Raw genomic sequence first — 14,120 nt, 5'->3', positions numbered from 1 at the left:
GACACAAATGCATCACTTAAGTGCGAAGTCCACGCGCGTTGTCGCCCCCTTGTCTTTGATGCCATCAGCGTTGAGCTTCGGTGCCACCACGAACAGCCGGTCGGATGCGATCTTGCCGTCCAGCCATGACCGGACACGCTGAGCGCGCCGCTCCGCCAGCGCCCGCAGATCGTCGTCGCCGACCTTGACGTTCGTCTCCATCAACTTTTCCATTTCGTCGTCCGGCAGCGACTTCGCGAATCCGATCATGTTGCGCGGCTTCGCAAAATCCGCTGCCTTGTAGGCCGCCGTGAGGTACTTGCTACGCTCTTCCGGGCTCACCTGCATGCTGTCCACGTCGACGCTTTCTCCCTTGCCGACCATCGCCTTGACCTTCTGGGCCTTGATCGCACGCTCGACGGCCACGCTGCGCAGCCCATCGGTGTCCTTGGCCGGATCCACGCGACCGACGATGTCCAGCTTGAGCGCCTCACGATCGTTCAGCGCCTTGACCAGCGTTTCCAGACGTTTCTCGTCCTCTGCGCTCAGACGCGCACTGCCCGGGGCGAACTCAACGTAGCCGAGTTCCTGATCACCACCGCCGAAGGCGGAGGCCAGCAAGCTGAACGGCGCTGTGGCCGCCTTGACGATCAGGTTGACGAACGCGCGGAAGATCACACCGCCGAGACTGAACTGCGGGTCGTCCAGCGAGCCGGAAATCGGAATGTCTACATCGATTTCGCCGCGCGAATTCTTCAGTAGCGATACCGCCAGACGCACCGGAAGATTGGTGGCCGTCGGACTCTCCACGCGGTCGCCGAACGTCAATTGATCGATGAAGATGTGATTGTTGGCGGTGAGCTTGGCCTGATCGAGCAGGTAGTGCACGTCGACCGTGAGCTTGCCCTTTTCGATGGGGTAGCCCGCATACTTCGTCGAATACGGCGTGAGATTGGTGAGTTCGATGCCATCGGCTTTCGCGCCGAGATCCACGAACGCCATCGGCGCGAGCGGATTGATCTTGCCGTTGATGTTGATCGGCGCGTTGCGGTTGACCTTGCCTTGCAACGCAACCTCGGCAGGGTCCGTCGTTGCCGTACCAAAGGCGCCGATGCGTCCCCCGATGTCCGTCAGATTGGCCGTGTAGTTTGGTTTGACGAAGTTGTCGGTGAAGTTGACGTTGCCGCCTTGCAGCGTGATACGCCCAATGTGGACGTCCGCAGGCAGCGCCTTGCCGGTGCCGTAGCCCGGCCCGCGCTCGGCCGTCGTCTTACCCGGCGTCTGCTCCTTCTTCTCGACCTCGGTCGGTTGTCCGGCTTCTACGGCTGACGCGGCCGCATCGAGCGGTGGCTTGGCTGCGGACGCCGCATCCAGCGGAATGCCTTCGTTTGCCCGGGTGAGCGAGCGGGGCGCTTCCTTGTTGCCGACCACGTCGGCCAGATTCAGACGACCGTTGGCGTTGATGATCAGACGCGCGTAAAAGCGCGACAGGGCAACGCTGCCCAACTGAACGTTCGGCTTGCCGCTGCCCACCGCCAGATTGATCTGCTGCACCGACAGGGCATTCCACCGCACGAAGTCATCCGTCGTCACCTTGTCGAGCAGACGGACGTTGCCGAGCGTCGCGTCACCGCGGTACGTGGCCTGCGGGGTGTCGCCCTTCATCGCAAACGTCGCGCGTCCGTTGCTGGACAGCAAGGCGCTTGCAATGCTCGCGTTCAGTTCGTCGCTCATGTACGAATCGAAGGCGGCCAGATCGAGTTGTTGCGTCTTGACCTGGAGGTCGCCCGACAGCGGCTGCGGCGTGATATTCCCGGTCGCGTTGAGCGAACCCTTCTTGTTGAGCGTGCCGTTGACTTCGAGCTGCAAGGGCTTGGTCATGTCCTGCGACGCGCCTTGCACCTTGATGTTGAGCGGCGCGAACTTCGCACTGATCGGCCGGCCTTTGACGGCACGGTCCTCGAACCCGATGCTTGCGTTCTCGACGGCAACCTTGCCGACCTTCCATTGCCATCCACCGGCCGAGGCTTGCGCACCCGATGCCGAAGATGCTCTGGCCGAAGTCCGGCGTCCGCGCTCCGTGCCGACACGTGCGTTGGCACCACCGCCGTTACTCACGGATGCCTTCGGCTGGCCGTCCCCCGTCAGCGCGAGCAGGTTGATCTTGCCGTCCTTGTCGCGACGCGCCGCAACGTCGAGCCCGCTGACGGTCACTTCGTCGACGATAGCCTGACGGGCGCCGAGATCGAAGTGCGAGAGCTTGGCTTCCGCCTTCGCCAGCTTGAGCGGTGCGTCGCCCTTCTGGCCCGTGAGCCATTCGATCTTTTCCAGCGTCGCCGTGGCCGGTTCGATTTGTACGTTCGGCTGCTTGTCCGGTGCGAAGGCCGCACTGAACTTGGCGTGAGCGCCTACCGTGCCGCTCTTCAGATCACCGGCTAGCGCGCCCTGTGCGAACGGCAGCAAGGGGGCGAGCGCAATCGATTGGGCGTCGAGTTCGCCGCTGGCGTTGTATGCCGGCAGGCTGAACTGGCCGTGTGCCTTGAGCGAGCCGCCACTCTGGATGCCGAGCGAAGCATCGTAGGTAGCCGGATCTTTACCCAGCGTCGAGAACTGCTTCACCCCGATCTGGATGTTTTCGAGCGAAACGCTTGCGGGTTTCGCACCGCGCTCGTCGGTGAAACGCAACTTGCTGTTGACCAGAGCGACTTCACCGACCAACAGGTCGAGTGGCAATGGCTGCGCGGCGGCGTCGGCCTTCGCCTGTGCCGCTTCAGCGGCCGATGCCGGCGTGGCCGGGCGGGCGGTTTGCTCCGCTGCAACCTTCGGTGCCGACTTGGCGGCTTCGCTGGCCTGAGGCGATGCGGCCGCCTGATCGACGGCCTTGCCAACGGCCTTGAGCACCGGACGTTGCGGAAGGAGAGCCTTCACGACATTGATCGTGCCGTCTTTCTCCATCGTGACGTGCTGGTCCAGTCCGTCGATCCGAACACTGTCTACGTGATAGACGTTATTCAGCGGTTCGACCTTGCCCAGCGTCACGTCGACTTGTTTGACCGCGACAAGCGGCGATCCGTCAGCTTCGTTGACGACGGCGTCGGCCAATCCGGCCGTGCCGGTGAGCAGTACGTGATTGCCGTCCTTGTCACGCGTGAAGCGCAACTTCAGATCGGTGCTGATGGCACCGCTCTTGATCTGTGCCGGGACCGTGACGGGCGAGTAGCCGAGATACTTTGGCACATCGAGTCGGTCGAGCTTGATGTCGACGGTCGATTCCAGTGAATCGGCAAACGGTTTGGTCTGACCCGAGATGTGCAGCGGCGAGCCATCGATGGAGGCCTGCAGCAGGGGCTGCACGAAGATGTCGACGTCCGCTGGCAGATTCGCGATGAAAGGCACGCCAACCTGCAAATTGTCGACCACATGCTTTTCGTTCTGGAAGCTGTCGTCGAAGCGAATCGTGCCGTTTTTGATCTGAACGTTGTTCAGCGCGAAGCGCGCGGGTTTGGACGGCTCAGGCGAGGGCGGCCCCGACGTTGCCCGATCGATGATGTCCGAGAAGTTGAAACGCTGCGGTGCGGTTCGCACGATGTTGACGACGGGCGTGTCGAGGTACAACTCGCCGATCACCGGCGCGAAGCGAAATAGTGAGCTCCACGATGCATTCACGCGCAGTTCGCCGATATCCACAAAGGGCTGGCCGGGTGTCTTGTCGCCGATATGCACCTTGTGCAAATCGAGGCGGAGCGTATAGGGATTGAAGCTGACGTCGCCCACGCTGACCGGTCGTTCGAGATACGCGGAGAGCTTGTCGACAGCGTAATGCTTGAGCACCGCCGGGACGGTGAAGTAACCGACGACGCCGAAGACGGCGATGATGCCGGCGGCCCACAGGCCGGTTTTGCGCGCGCGGCGGCGCACGTCGGGATCGCGCCCGAGCGCCTGTGCGCGGGCGAGCCCCTGTTGCAGACGGTTGCCGTCTGCGGATGATTCCGTGGTTGGTTTGCGATCGTTCGCTTGCTCGGCCATGCGGTCTCCCGAAAGTAGCCCGTGGAGCATACGCCACGCCCCTGGAGCGTGGCGGGACATTCCCAGCGCCGGGGTATGTGATGCCCCGGTGCTGGATAGCGATGATCCGGCGGGTTATGCCGGCGACATCACCAGCGGGGCGATCGCTCCCGCGTGTTCGACGACGGCATCCGCGTGCCACTGGGCAGGCGCGAGCGAGTCGCCGCAATAACCGTAGGCCGCAGCCACCGTGGCCATGCTTGCGGCCTTGCCCGCCTGCACGTCGCGAAGGTCGTCGCCGACATACACGATGTTTGCGGGCGCAATGCCGATGCATTCGGCGGCATAGAGCAGAGGCGCGGGGTGCGGCTTGCTGTGCGGCGTGGTGTCGCCGGAAACCACGCAAGCGGCACCGTTGTCGAGGCCGAGCAGTTTCACGAGCGGATTGGTCAGGCGTGCTGCCTTGTTGGTCACGATGCCCCAGGGCATGCCACGTTCGGTCAACGCGGCGAGCAACGCCGGGATGCCGTCGAACAAATGGCTATGGACGCACAACGCGGCTTCGTAATTAGCGAGGAAGGCGTCTCTCAATGCGGGAAAGGCAGCATCGTCCGGCGTGACGCCAAAGGCACTGCCAATCAATCCGCGGGCACCGTGCGACGCCTGCAGGCGCAGGGTTTCGTACGGCCCCGGCGGCAAGCCGCGATCGGTACGCACCTTGTTGACCGCAGCAACCAGATCGGGCGCGGTGTCGGCGAGCGTGCCGTCGAGGTCGAACAGGACAGCACGAATGTCGCCATGCAGCAGCGTCGACGCGGTGCTGTCGGGAGACGATGTGGAGACTCGGACGGGGGGCTCGAACATATCAGGCATCGCGTGTGCACGCGATCATATAGTTGACGTCGGTGTCGCGATTGATCGAGTAACGCTTGCTGATCGGATTGTAGGTCATCCCGCGCAGGTCACGTACCGCCAGACCACTTGCCCGGGCGAACGACGCCAGTTCCGAAGGGCGAATGAACTTCGCGTAATCGTGCGTACCGCGCGGCAGCATACGCAGCACGTACTCCGCACCGACCACAGCCAGCAACCAGGCTTTCGGATTGCGGTTCAGCGTGGAGAAGAACACATGACCGCCCGGCTTCACGAGCGTTGCGCAGGCGGCAACGATCGATGCCGGGGACGGCACGTGCTCGAGCATCTCCATGCAGGTGACGACGTCGTACGTGCCTGCCTCACGTGCGGCAAGCGCTTCGGCGGCGATTTCTTCGTATTCGATGTTCAGTCCGGCTTCGAGGCTGTGCAGATCGGCCACGCCGAGGGCTTTCTTCGACAGATCGATGCCCTTCACGCGAGCGCCCTGGCGTGCCATCGATTCCGACAGAATGCCGCCGCCACAGCCAATGTCCAGCACGCGCTTGCCTTGCAGCGGCACATGCTGTTCGATCCAGTCGAGGCGCAACGGATTGATCTCGTGCAGCGGCTTGAATTCGCTGTGCGGATCCCACCAGCGGTGGGCCAGTTCACTGAATTTATTGAGTTCTTGCGGATCGGCGTTCATCACTTGCTCATGGACATTGACGGCTCGGCGCAGGGGGCGTGCAACATGGCTGCGCGTGCCCTGTGTACCGGGTGGTCGGCGGGCGCCGTCGAGATGGGGCAAGTATAACGAAGTGAGTGCGCCCATGTCCAAAGCGCGAGGCGTGGCGAGGTGCTCGTGTCGGCGTTCGAGGCGTTCGGGCCGTTAGGTAGGGGGGCGGGGCGGAGGCGCAATGAGCATGACGGGCGGGGGCGATGGGAGTGTGCTGGCGTCGTCACCCGCACGTCGTCCACGCATGACGCCGAGGGGATGCGTACGCGACACGTGCGTCGCATCCCCAGGCGTGCGGTGCCATAGCCGCCGATAGGCGATCAGGCAGCCGCCGGCAAATTCGCCAGCACGGCGTGTGGGTCGTGATACGCGAGACCCAGCGCCTCGGCCACACCGCGATTCGTCACCATGCCGTGCGCGACGTTCAGGCCGGCAAGCAGGTGCGAGTCTGCGCGCATTGCCGCCACGGCGCCGTGATCGGCGAGTTGGAGAATGAACGGCAGCGTCACGTTGTTCAATGCGAAGGTCGAGGTGCGAGGCACGCCCCCCGGCATGTTGGCGACGCAGTAATGGACAACGCCGTCGACGACGTACACCGGATCAGCATGCGTCGTTGGGCGTGACGTTTCGCAGCATCCGCCCTGATCGATGGCCACGTCGACGATCACCGATCCCTTGCGCATCAGGCCGAGCATCGCCCGCGTGATGAGTTTCGGGGCTGCTGCGCCCGGGATCAGTACGCCGCCGATGACCAGGTCGGCTTCCCTTAAATGCGTTTCAATGGCGTGCTGCGTCGAATAAACGGTCTGCACACGTCCGCCGAACTGTGCGCTGATGCGACGCAGGGCATCGACCGATTTGTCGATGACCGTCACCTGTGCGCCGATGCCGACAGCCACAGTGGCAGCGTTAGTGCCAACGACACCACCGCCCAGAATCACGACCTTTCCCGCTTCCACGCCGGGCACGCCGGAGAGCAGCAAGCCCAGCCCGCCATGCGTTTTCTCCAGCGCCGTGGCGCCGGCCTGAATCGACATACGGCCAGCCACTTCGGACATGGGCGCGAGGAGCGGCAGGCCGCCATTCGCGGACGTCACAGTTTCGTACGCGATGCACGTGGCGCCGCTCTTGATCAGATCTCGTGTCTGATCGGCGTCTGGCGCCAGATGAAGGTAAGTGAACAGGGTGTGATGAGGCCGCAGTCTGGCGCGCTCGACCGCTTGAGGTTCCTTGACCTTGACGATCAGCTCGGCACGATCGAAGACGTCGACGGCATTCGCCGCAATGCGTGCACCGGCTGCCGCGTAGATCGTATCGTCCATGCCGATACCTTCCCCGGCTTGCGTCTCGATCCACACCTCGTGCCCGCGTGCGACCACTTCGCGTACGGCTGCGGGCGTCATGCCTACGCGATATTCGTGGTTCTTGATCTCCTTGGGTACACCGATCTTCATGATGCGTCTCCTTTGTTGTGATGGCACAGCAAACAGCGATGACGACAATGGTTAAAGCACAAACAAAGCACAAACAAAAACGGCACCCGAAGGTGCCGTTTCGAAGATCAGGCGAAGGCCGGTTCGGCCTGTGCGTGAGGCGCGCCGCTGTAGCGCGCCACAGACAGGTCGTCGGCCAGAATGGCAGGGCGGCGTCCGGACATCAGGTCGGCCAGCAATTGCCCGGACCCGCAGGACATCGTCCAGCCCAGCGTGCCATGTCCCGTATTCAGGAACAGGTTGCGCAGGGCGGTGGCGCCAACGATCGGCGTGCCGTCCGGCGTCATCGGACGCAGACCGGTCCAGAACGATGCTTCAGCCGTGTTGCCGGCGCCCGGATACAAATCGTTGACCACCATTTCCAGCGTCGCGCGCCGCGCCGGATTGAGTGCCTTGTTGTAACCGACAACTTCGGCCATCCCGCCAACGCGAATGCGATCCTCGAATCGCGTCACGGCAATCTTGTAAGTCTCATCGAGAATCGTCGATACCGGCGCGCGCGATTCGTCGACGATCGGCACAGTGATCGAATAGCCCTTGAGCGGATACACCGGAATGTCGACGATGCCGCGCAGGAACGGCGTGGAGTAAGAGCCGAGCGCGACGACGTAAGCGTCCGCACGTTGCAGCGTACCCGCGCAAACAACGCCCTCGATCTTGTCGCCCGCGACTTGAAGGCCTTCGATCGGCATGTCGTAGCGGAATTTCACACCCAGTGCCTCGGCCATTGCGGCCAGGCGGGTCGTGAACATCTGGCAGTCACCCGTTTCGTCGTTCGGCAGGCGCAGGCCGCCGGTCAGCTTATGCGAGACGGCAGCCAGCGCCGGTTCTGCACTGGCGAGCGCCTTGCTGTCCAGCAGTTCGAACGGCACGCCGGCTTCTTCGAGCACGGCGATGTCGCGAGCGGCATTCGCCAATTGCTCTTCCGTGCGGAATAGTTGCAACGTGCCCGCTTGACGGCCTTCGTATGCGATGCCCGTTTCTGCACGCAGCTCACGGAAGCAGTCGCGGCTGTATTCCGCGATCCGCACCATGCGTTCCTTATTGACGGCGTAACGCTCGGGCGTGCAGTTGCGCAGCATCTGGTAAAGCCATTTGAGCTGCGTCAGCGTGCCGTCCGGGCGGATAGCGAGCGGGGCGTGCTTCTGGAACAACCACTTGATGGCCTTCGTAGGAATCCCCGGTGCCGCCCACGGCGACGCGTATCCGGGCGAAATCTGGCCGGCGTTGCCGAAGCTGGTTTCGAGCGCCGGGCCAGCTTGACGATCGAGCACCGTGACGTCATGCCCGGCCTTTGCCAGGTAGTAGGCGCTGGTAACGCCGATGACGCCGCTGCCGAGAACGATGACCTTCATTGCGTTGACTCCTGTAAAACCATAGTTATGCAGTAATAATTCGCATGCTATTCTCGGAATCGTAGGTTTAGTTAATGTATATGGGCTGAATTCAGGAATAAATCATGAGAGTGCAGCAGCAATCGGTCCGGACGCTGGATCGGCTTGACCGGCGCATCCTGACGTTGCTCCAGCAGGACGGGCGAATGTCGATGAAAGACCTGTCAGAGCAGGTCGGCCTGTCGATTACGCCGTGTATCGAACGGGTGAAGCGCATGGAGCGCGATGGCGTGATCATGGGCTACTTCGCCCGGGTGAATCCGGCAGCCCTGGGGGCGGCGTTGCTGGTGTTCGTCGAGATCACGCTGGATCACAAGTCCGGCAACATGTTCGATCAGTTCCGCCGGGAGGTGCTGCGAATTCCCGAAGTCATGGAGTGTCATCTGATTTCCGGTGACTTCGACTACCTCATCAAGGCGCGAATCCGGGAGATGTCCGAGTACCGCAAGTTGCTCGGCGATATCCTGCTGCAACTGCCCGGTGCCGTGCAGTCGAAGAGCTATGTCGTGATGGAGGAAATCAAGGAAACGCTCACGGTCCACGTCGAGGAGTGAGCGGCCGGCGGACGTCCGCCCTGTGGCGTTGTCGCGGCAAGTTTGGAGTGCGGCAGGGGGAGCTGACTACCCGGCAAGCGTTGTACGGGTACGTTATCCGGCGACTTAGAAAAGCGGCATTTGCGGGTCGACCTTTCCCGTAGGCTCCGAGGCTGGAGTGCTCACCCGTTGTGGCATGCGTTGTTTTGCCGGGATCCCTTGATCTGACGGATCCGGCGCGGGTACGCGGAACTGGTCGTTCCTTAGCGGCGGTCTTGCCTGATTGAGCCCCAACTTACGGGCAGCCAGATGAAATCGCTGCCGAATCAGTTCAGCATGCAATCCAGTGCCACGCATGCGGGTGCCAAATTCCGAACTGTTATGTTTCCCGTCACGAACCTGCTCGATCAGGCTCATCACATGGCGTGCCCGCATTGGGTAGTTCGCTTCCAGCCATTCGACGAAAACGTCGTGAACCTCTCTCGGTAGTCTCAGCATCACGTAGGCGGCATAGGTTGCACCGGCCTCGGCGGCCGTCGTCAGCACCCGCTCGATATCGAAATCGGTGAGCGCGGGCACGATCGGCGCCACGATAACGCCCGTGGGAATGCCGGCATCCGTCAGCTTGCGTATGGCTTCGATGCGTTTGGGTGGCGTATTCGCACGTGGCTCCATCTTGCGGGCGATTTCCGCATCGAGCGTTCCTACTGAGATAAACACCCGCGCCAGTCCCCGCTGCGCCATGCGCGAGAGGATGTCGATGTCTCGCGTGACGAGGGCCGATTTGGTCGTGATGCCCACGGGATGACCGAAGCGCTCCAGAACCTCAAGCACGCTGCGTGTGATGCCGTATTCCCGCTCGATCGGTTGGTAGGGATCGGTGTTCGCACCCAGTGCGAGCAGGGAGGGCTGATATCCGCGCTTGCGTAGCTCGGCGTCCAGGCGTTCTGCCGCATTGTGCTTGGCGTAGAGCCGGGTTTCGAAGTCGAGGCCGGGGGAGAGGCCCAAATAGGCATGCGTCGGGCGCGCAAAGCAATAGGTGCATCCGTGCTCGCATCCGCGGTAGGGGTTGATCGAGCGATCGAACGGGATGTCTGCAGAAGTATTGCGGGAGATGATCGTTCGTGCGTTCTCCAGCGCGACCTGCGTGACGAACTTGACCTCGCATTCTTGGGCAGCGTCCGATTCATGGCGGCTCTCGTCGCTTTCTCTCCGGTACTCGGAGAAGCGGGATTCGAGGTTGGCGATTGCGCCCCGGCCCTTACGGGATGGGGGCGGCACGAACGAGGATGCCATGACGCGTCTCCTGAATAACACCCCCTGAAAGGAGCGCCGGGCAGGCGCAGGGAGTTGTCGTCATTATACTGTGTTTTTATACAGTATTTCGACGAAGGAGAGCGGCAGTGAGATACGTATTTGACGACCTTGCCAGTTTGTCCGTCAGCGTAGCGGCAATGTGCTGGGCAGGCTGGACGTCGTGGTTAACGTCATGCGTCGCGCGAGGGCATGACCGGCGGCACGTACGGGGCGATCGTCCGGGCGATGGTGTCGAGCGCCGCAATGTCCATGTTCGGGCGCTGGCTGGCCAGGTGAATGGCGCGAAGCGTCAGCAAGGAATAGAGCGTCGCATGGTTGCCGCCCATGGCAGCCAGGGCCTCGGTGTGGCGTTGGACAATGCCGACGTCGCCGCGCGATACGGGGCCGGCAAGCGCGCCGGAAAGCCCGCGCTCGCGAGCCGCTTCGAGTGTGCCCATGACGAGCGGCCACATGGCGTCGCGCGCGTCGGTCTCGTTCATGCCAATGGCTTTCCAGAGGTGCGTTGCCTCGTCGAGCAGGCAAAGCAGGAAACTGGCCGCGTAGTTGGCGCCCGCGTGATAACGCATGCGTTCGCCCGGGGCAATGGACAGCGCGCGGCATCCGATATCGCTGGCGAAACGCTGAAGGACTTCGTTCAGCGGCGCTTCGGCTTCAACGGTGATGGCGCTGCCCCGCATGCGGGTCGCGTCATCGTCAAGTCCTGCGAAAAGAAAAAGCGGATGAAAACCGCCGATATGCCCGCCGCTTTTCGTCGACGGTTCAAGCAACCCGACTTCGGATGCGCCACTACAATGGACAAGCGCTTGTCCGGCACGCGGCGCGAGATGCGTCGCGCAGTCGGCGATGGCGTCGTCCGGCACCGTGAGAAACACCAGATTCGCGTGCGAGAAAACGGCATTCATGCCGTCGGGCTGCGGAATAGACAGTGCGGTGCATTTCGGCAATGCCGTCGCGATATGTTGCGCATTGGCGATATTCCGGCTTGCCACGACCGTTACGTGGTATCCGGCGCGAGTTGCGGCGATCGCCAGCGCGCGTGCCACACGACCGGCGCCGACAAAACCGAGCTTTGGCAAGACGTTGGGGGATATGGCGTTGGGCATCGCGATCCGGGGTTACTGCGACAGGCGATTCGGCGTGTCGTGAATTTCGAAGTAAGTCTGGAACGCCACGGCGAAGCCGACCATCATCAGCATGGCGCCGACAAACAGCGACAGGCTGACGATGATGACAGCAATCCAGCCCGAACGGGACTGGGTTGCGGCACGAGGGTTGAATTGCGCGTTCCAGCGCTCGTCCGGACGCAAGCCGTAGACGATGGCGGCGAGAAAGGCCGAAAACAGCGAGATGGCGCCAAGAATCGTCAGTACCCATCCCGCGAGCGAATGCAGTTCGCTGGTGACCAGAAGTCCCCAACCCGCCAGGCCGCATGCCGAGCCCACGATATGGGCCCAGCCGAAGCGATCGCGAACACCATAAAGATAGAAGCGATGCAGGCCAAGCGTGCCGAACAGCATGGCAAGGCCGGCGGTCAGGGTTTTGGATTTATAGGCGACTGCGTTCATTGGGAATGGTTATCGGGCAGGCGTTTCGCGAATGACTTCGACCAGCGTCCAACGCATGCTCGAAGCATCGGCGGGCGGATTGGCGACAGGCTCGCCATGAATTTTCACGCGGTATTCTACGCCCGGCTTCCACTCGAAGCCATCGATGTGGGCGTACCAAAGCTCCCACTGCGATTTGCCCGAATCGTCAGCAGTCCGCACGCGCAGGCACTTACGCGGCGCGACGCCCACACAATCGGCCATCTGCGAGTCGACATCGAGGATGCGGTCTTCCGTCTTCACGGCGCCTGCGTTAGCCACGGGGCGATTGAGCAGTGTCTGCGATGCGTAGGTCAGCGTTTCGCCATTCGACGTACTCAGCGTCAGTTGTGTGTCGCGGCGCTCGAAGCGGGTGACGCTCGCGAGCGTCTTCAAATAGCGGGATTCGAAGGCCATCGAATCCGGGCACGCCATGCGTGTCGCTGCGGGGGCTTGAAGGCTGACCTGACCCTTGCCCGGCCCGATCGTGTACTGACCGAATATGCGATTGCAGCCGCCGGTGCCGGAAAACGCGCCCTTATCGTTGAACGTCAGGTTGATTGCACGGCCTTCCGGCAGACTCGGGGCGTCGCTTGCGCCTTCCCATTTCACCAGTTGCCACGTGCCCAGAATGTCGGTTGGGGCAGTCGCAGCCGCTGTGTTGTCGGTGCCCGAAGACGGATTGGCGCCACCGCCCGACGGTGCTGCGCAGCCGGCCAGCAGAGCAGCCGGAACGATAAGTGTCGCCAGGTAAGTGGCGAGCGAGGAGGGCAGGAACGAGAGTAGGCGTTGAGTCATGATCGTTATGTGGTGGTAGTTGCGGACAGGGCAGGGACGGCGGAATGTCGCGTTGAACAGGGGATGGTGTGTTCTAACGGTGCCGTGAGTACCATGAACTGTTGACCGAGCGCACAAAGGGTCAGTTCCTTGCGTAGGGTTGGGGATGTTTCCCAATCGAGGTCGGCCGCCCCATGTGGCATGAGGTCTCGGTGCGAAGGCGTGCAGAGCAAGGTCATGGCTTTCGATATGTGATGCGATAGATCGCGCCCGCGTGGTCGTCGCTGATGAGCAGGGAGCCATCGGGCAACGTCAGCAGGTCGACGGGGCGTCCCCAGACAGTCTCGCCATCGTCCAGCCAGCCCTGCGCAAAGACCTCCTGCTTTGCAACGTTGCCCTTCGCGTCGAGAACGATGCGTACGACGCGGTAACCCACTTTGCTGCTGCGATTCCAGGAGCCGTGCTCGGCGATGAAGATATTGCCGCGATACTCCGCCGGGAATTGTTTACCTATATAGAAGCGCATGCCGAGCGCTGCGACATGTGCGCCGAGTTTCGCTTTTGGCGGCGTGAAGCTGCGGCAGGGCTTTTCGCGCCCGAAGTCGGGGTCCGACACGTTGCCCGCATGGCAGTAGGGGAATCCGAAATGCTCGCCGACGCTGGAAAGTCGGTTCAGTTCGTCGTCGGGTACATCGTCGCCGAGGAGGTCGCGGCCGTTGTCTGTGAACCAGAGGGCATTGGTGCCCGGCTGCCAGTCGAATCCGACCGAGTTGCGCACCCCGCGCGCGATGACGCGCCAATCGGTGCCGTCGGGCTTCATGCTGCCGATCATGGCGTAGCGATTTTCATCTCGCTTGCAGACGTTGCACGGTGCACCGACGCCGACATAGAGGCGTTGGTCGGGGCCAAAGGCAATGTATCGCCATCCGTGGTGGGTTTCAGTCGGCAGCTTGTCGTAGAGGGTGACCGGCTTGCCCGGGCTGTCCAGCCGGTTCTCGATATCATCGAGTTTGAGGATGCGTGAGACGGCAGAGATATAGAGTGCGCCGTTACGCATGGCCACGCCCACCGGCATGTTCAGTCCCGATGCGATCGTGCGGACTTTGGCGGCGTACGCGCGAGACGGATCCAGCGTAATGGCGTAGACGTTGCCTTGGCCACGGCTTCCCACGAACAGGGTACCCTTAGGGCCCAGCACCATGCCGCGTGCGCCGGGCACCTGATCCGAGAGAACTTCGACGTAAAAGCCGGGTGGCAGCGACAGGCGTTCAATCGGAAGCGCGTCACGCGCTGCTGCGAATTGGGCGGCGAAGAGCAATATCGCGCCCAGGAGGAACTGCCATCCATCGGGAAATCGTCGCATGCAGGACTCGCTTCACGCAAAGGATGCGTGCATTGTAGACCAGTGCTCACCGGGGCGCGGCGACGCCGCACAAGCGGCCCAATTC

Annotated in this window: 11 protein-coding genes; 1 reads left to right on the top strand and 10 read right to left on the bottom strand. The window is 62.4% G+C overall.

Annotated features, from left to right (window positions below):
* Nucleotides 1–12 precede the first annotated feature (12 nt).
* The 5 genes from A9762_RS09385 to A9762_RS09365 form a co-directional block, all read right to left on the bottom strand.
* Entirely contained in the window at nt 13–4,005 is a 3,993-nt protein-coding gene (locus A9762_RS09385; protein WP_069341771.1) for a DUF748 domain-containing protein, read from the bottom strand.
* 114 nt (nt 4,006–4,119) lie between these two features.
* A complete protein-coding gene (locus tag A9762_RS09380; protein WP_069341770.1) occupies nt 4,120–4,848 on the bottom strand; it encodes an HAD-IA family hydrolase in 729 nt (242 codons plus the stop codon).
* Nucleotide 4,849: 1 nt separating this feature from the next.
* Complete coding sequence (gene ubiG, locus A9762_RS09375; protein WP_069341769.1) at nt 4,850–5,548, bottom strand: bifunctional 2-polyprenyl-6-hydroxyphenol methylase/3-demethylubiquinol 3-O-methyltransferase UbiG; 699 nt, start codon at nt 5,546–5,548, stop codon at nt 4,850–4,852.
* 347 nt (nt 5,549–5,895) lie between these two features.
* On the bottom strand, nt 5,896–7,029 hold the full coding sequence (ald, locus tag A9762_RS09370) for an alanine dehydrogenase (protein ID WP_069341768.1): 1,134 nt from the start codon (nt 7,027–7,029) through the stop codon (nt 5,896–5,898).
* 107 nt (nt 7,030–7,136) lie between these two features.
* Nucleotides 7,137–8,423 carry a D-amino acid dehydrogenase gene (locus A9762_RS09365; RefSeq protein ID WP_069341767.1) on the bottom strand — a complete coding sequence of 429 codons (1,287 nt, stop codon included), beginning with the start codon at nt 8,421–8,423 and terminating at the stop codon, nt 7,137–7,139.
* 104 nt (nt 8,424–8,527) lie between these two features.
* Here A9762_RS09365 and A9762_RS09360 point away from each other — a divergent pair, with 104 nt between their 5' ends.
* Nucleotides 8,528–9,016 carry an Lrp/AsnC ligand binding domain-containing protein gene (locus A9762_RS09360; protein WP_069341766.1) on the top strand — a complete coding sequence of 163 codons (489 nt, stop codon included), beginning with the start codon at nt 8,528–8,530 and terminating at the stop codon, nt 9,014–9,016.
* A 105-nt stretch (nt 9,017–9,121) separates the two neighbouring features.
* Here A9762_RS09360 and A9762_RS09355 read toward each other — a convergent pair whose 3' ends face one another.
* The 5 genes from A9762_RS09355 to A9762_RS09335 form a co-directional block, all read right to left on the bottom strand.
* Nucleotides 9,122–10,291, bottom strand: coding sequence for a PA0069 family radical SAM protein (locus A9762_RS09355; protein WP_206093565.1), 1,170 nt, complete (start codon nt 10,289–10,291; stop codon nt 9,122–9,124).
* Between the two features lie 191 nt (nt 10,292–10,482).
* Nucleotides 10,483–11,415, bottom strand: a complete 933-nt coding sequence (locus tag A9762_RS09350) for a Rossmann-like and DUF2520 domain-containing protein (protein ID WP_069341765.1) — start codon at nt 11,413–11,415, stop codon at nt 10,483–10,485.
* A 12-nt stretch (nt 11,416–11,427) separates the two neighbouring features.
* Nucleotides 11,428–11,877, bottom strand: a complete 450-nt coding sequence (locus A9762_RS09345) for a hypothetical protein (protein ID WP_069341764.1) — start codon at nt 11,875–11,877, stop codon at nt 11,428–11,430.
* A 9-nt stretch (nt 11,878–11,886) separates the two neighbouring features.
* Nucleotides 11,887–12,693, bottom strand: coding sequence for an META and DUF4377 domain-containing protein (locus A9762_RS09340; protein ID WP_069341763.1), 807 nt, complete (start codon nt 12,691–12,693; stop codon nt 11,887–11,889).
* A gap of 214 nt (nt 12,694–12,907) precedes the next feature.
* Nucleotides 12,908–14,035: a sorbosone dehydrogenase family protein gene (locus tag A9762_RS09335; protein WP_069341762.1), complete on the bottom strand. Its 1,128-nt coding sequence runs from the start codon at nt 14,033–14,035 to the stop codon at nt 12,908–12,910.
* Between the last annotated feature and the right edge of the window lie 85 nt (nt 14,036–14,120).

Origin of the sequence: Pandoraea sp. ISTKB, from assembly GCF_001721285.1 — a bacterium.
GTDB lineage: Bacteria > Pseudomonadota > Gammaproteobacteria > Burkholderiales > Burkholderiaceae > Pandoraea > Pandoraea capi.
The sequence above is the reverse complement of the archived record's forward strand: the minus strand, read 5'-3'. Positions and strand labels throughout refer to the sequence as shown.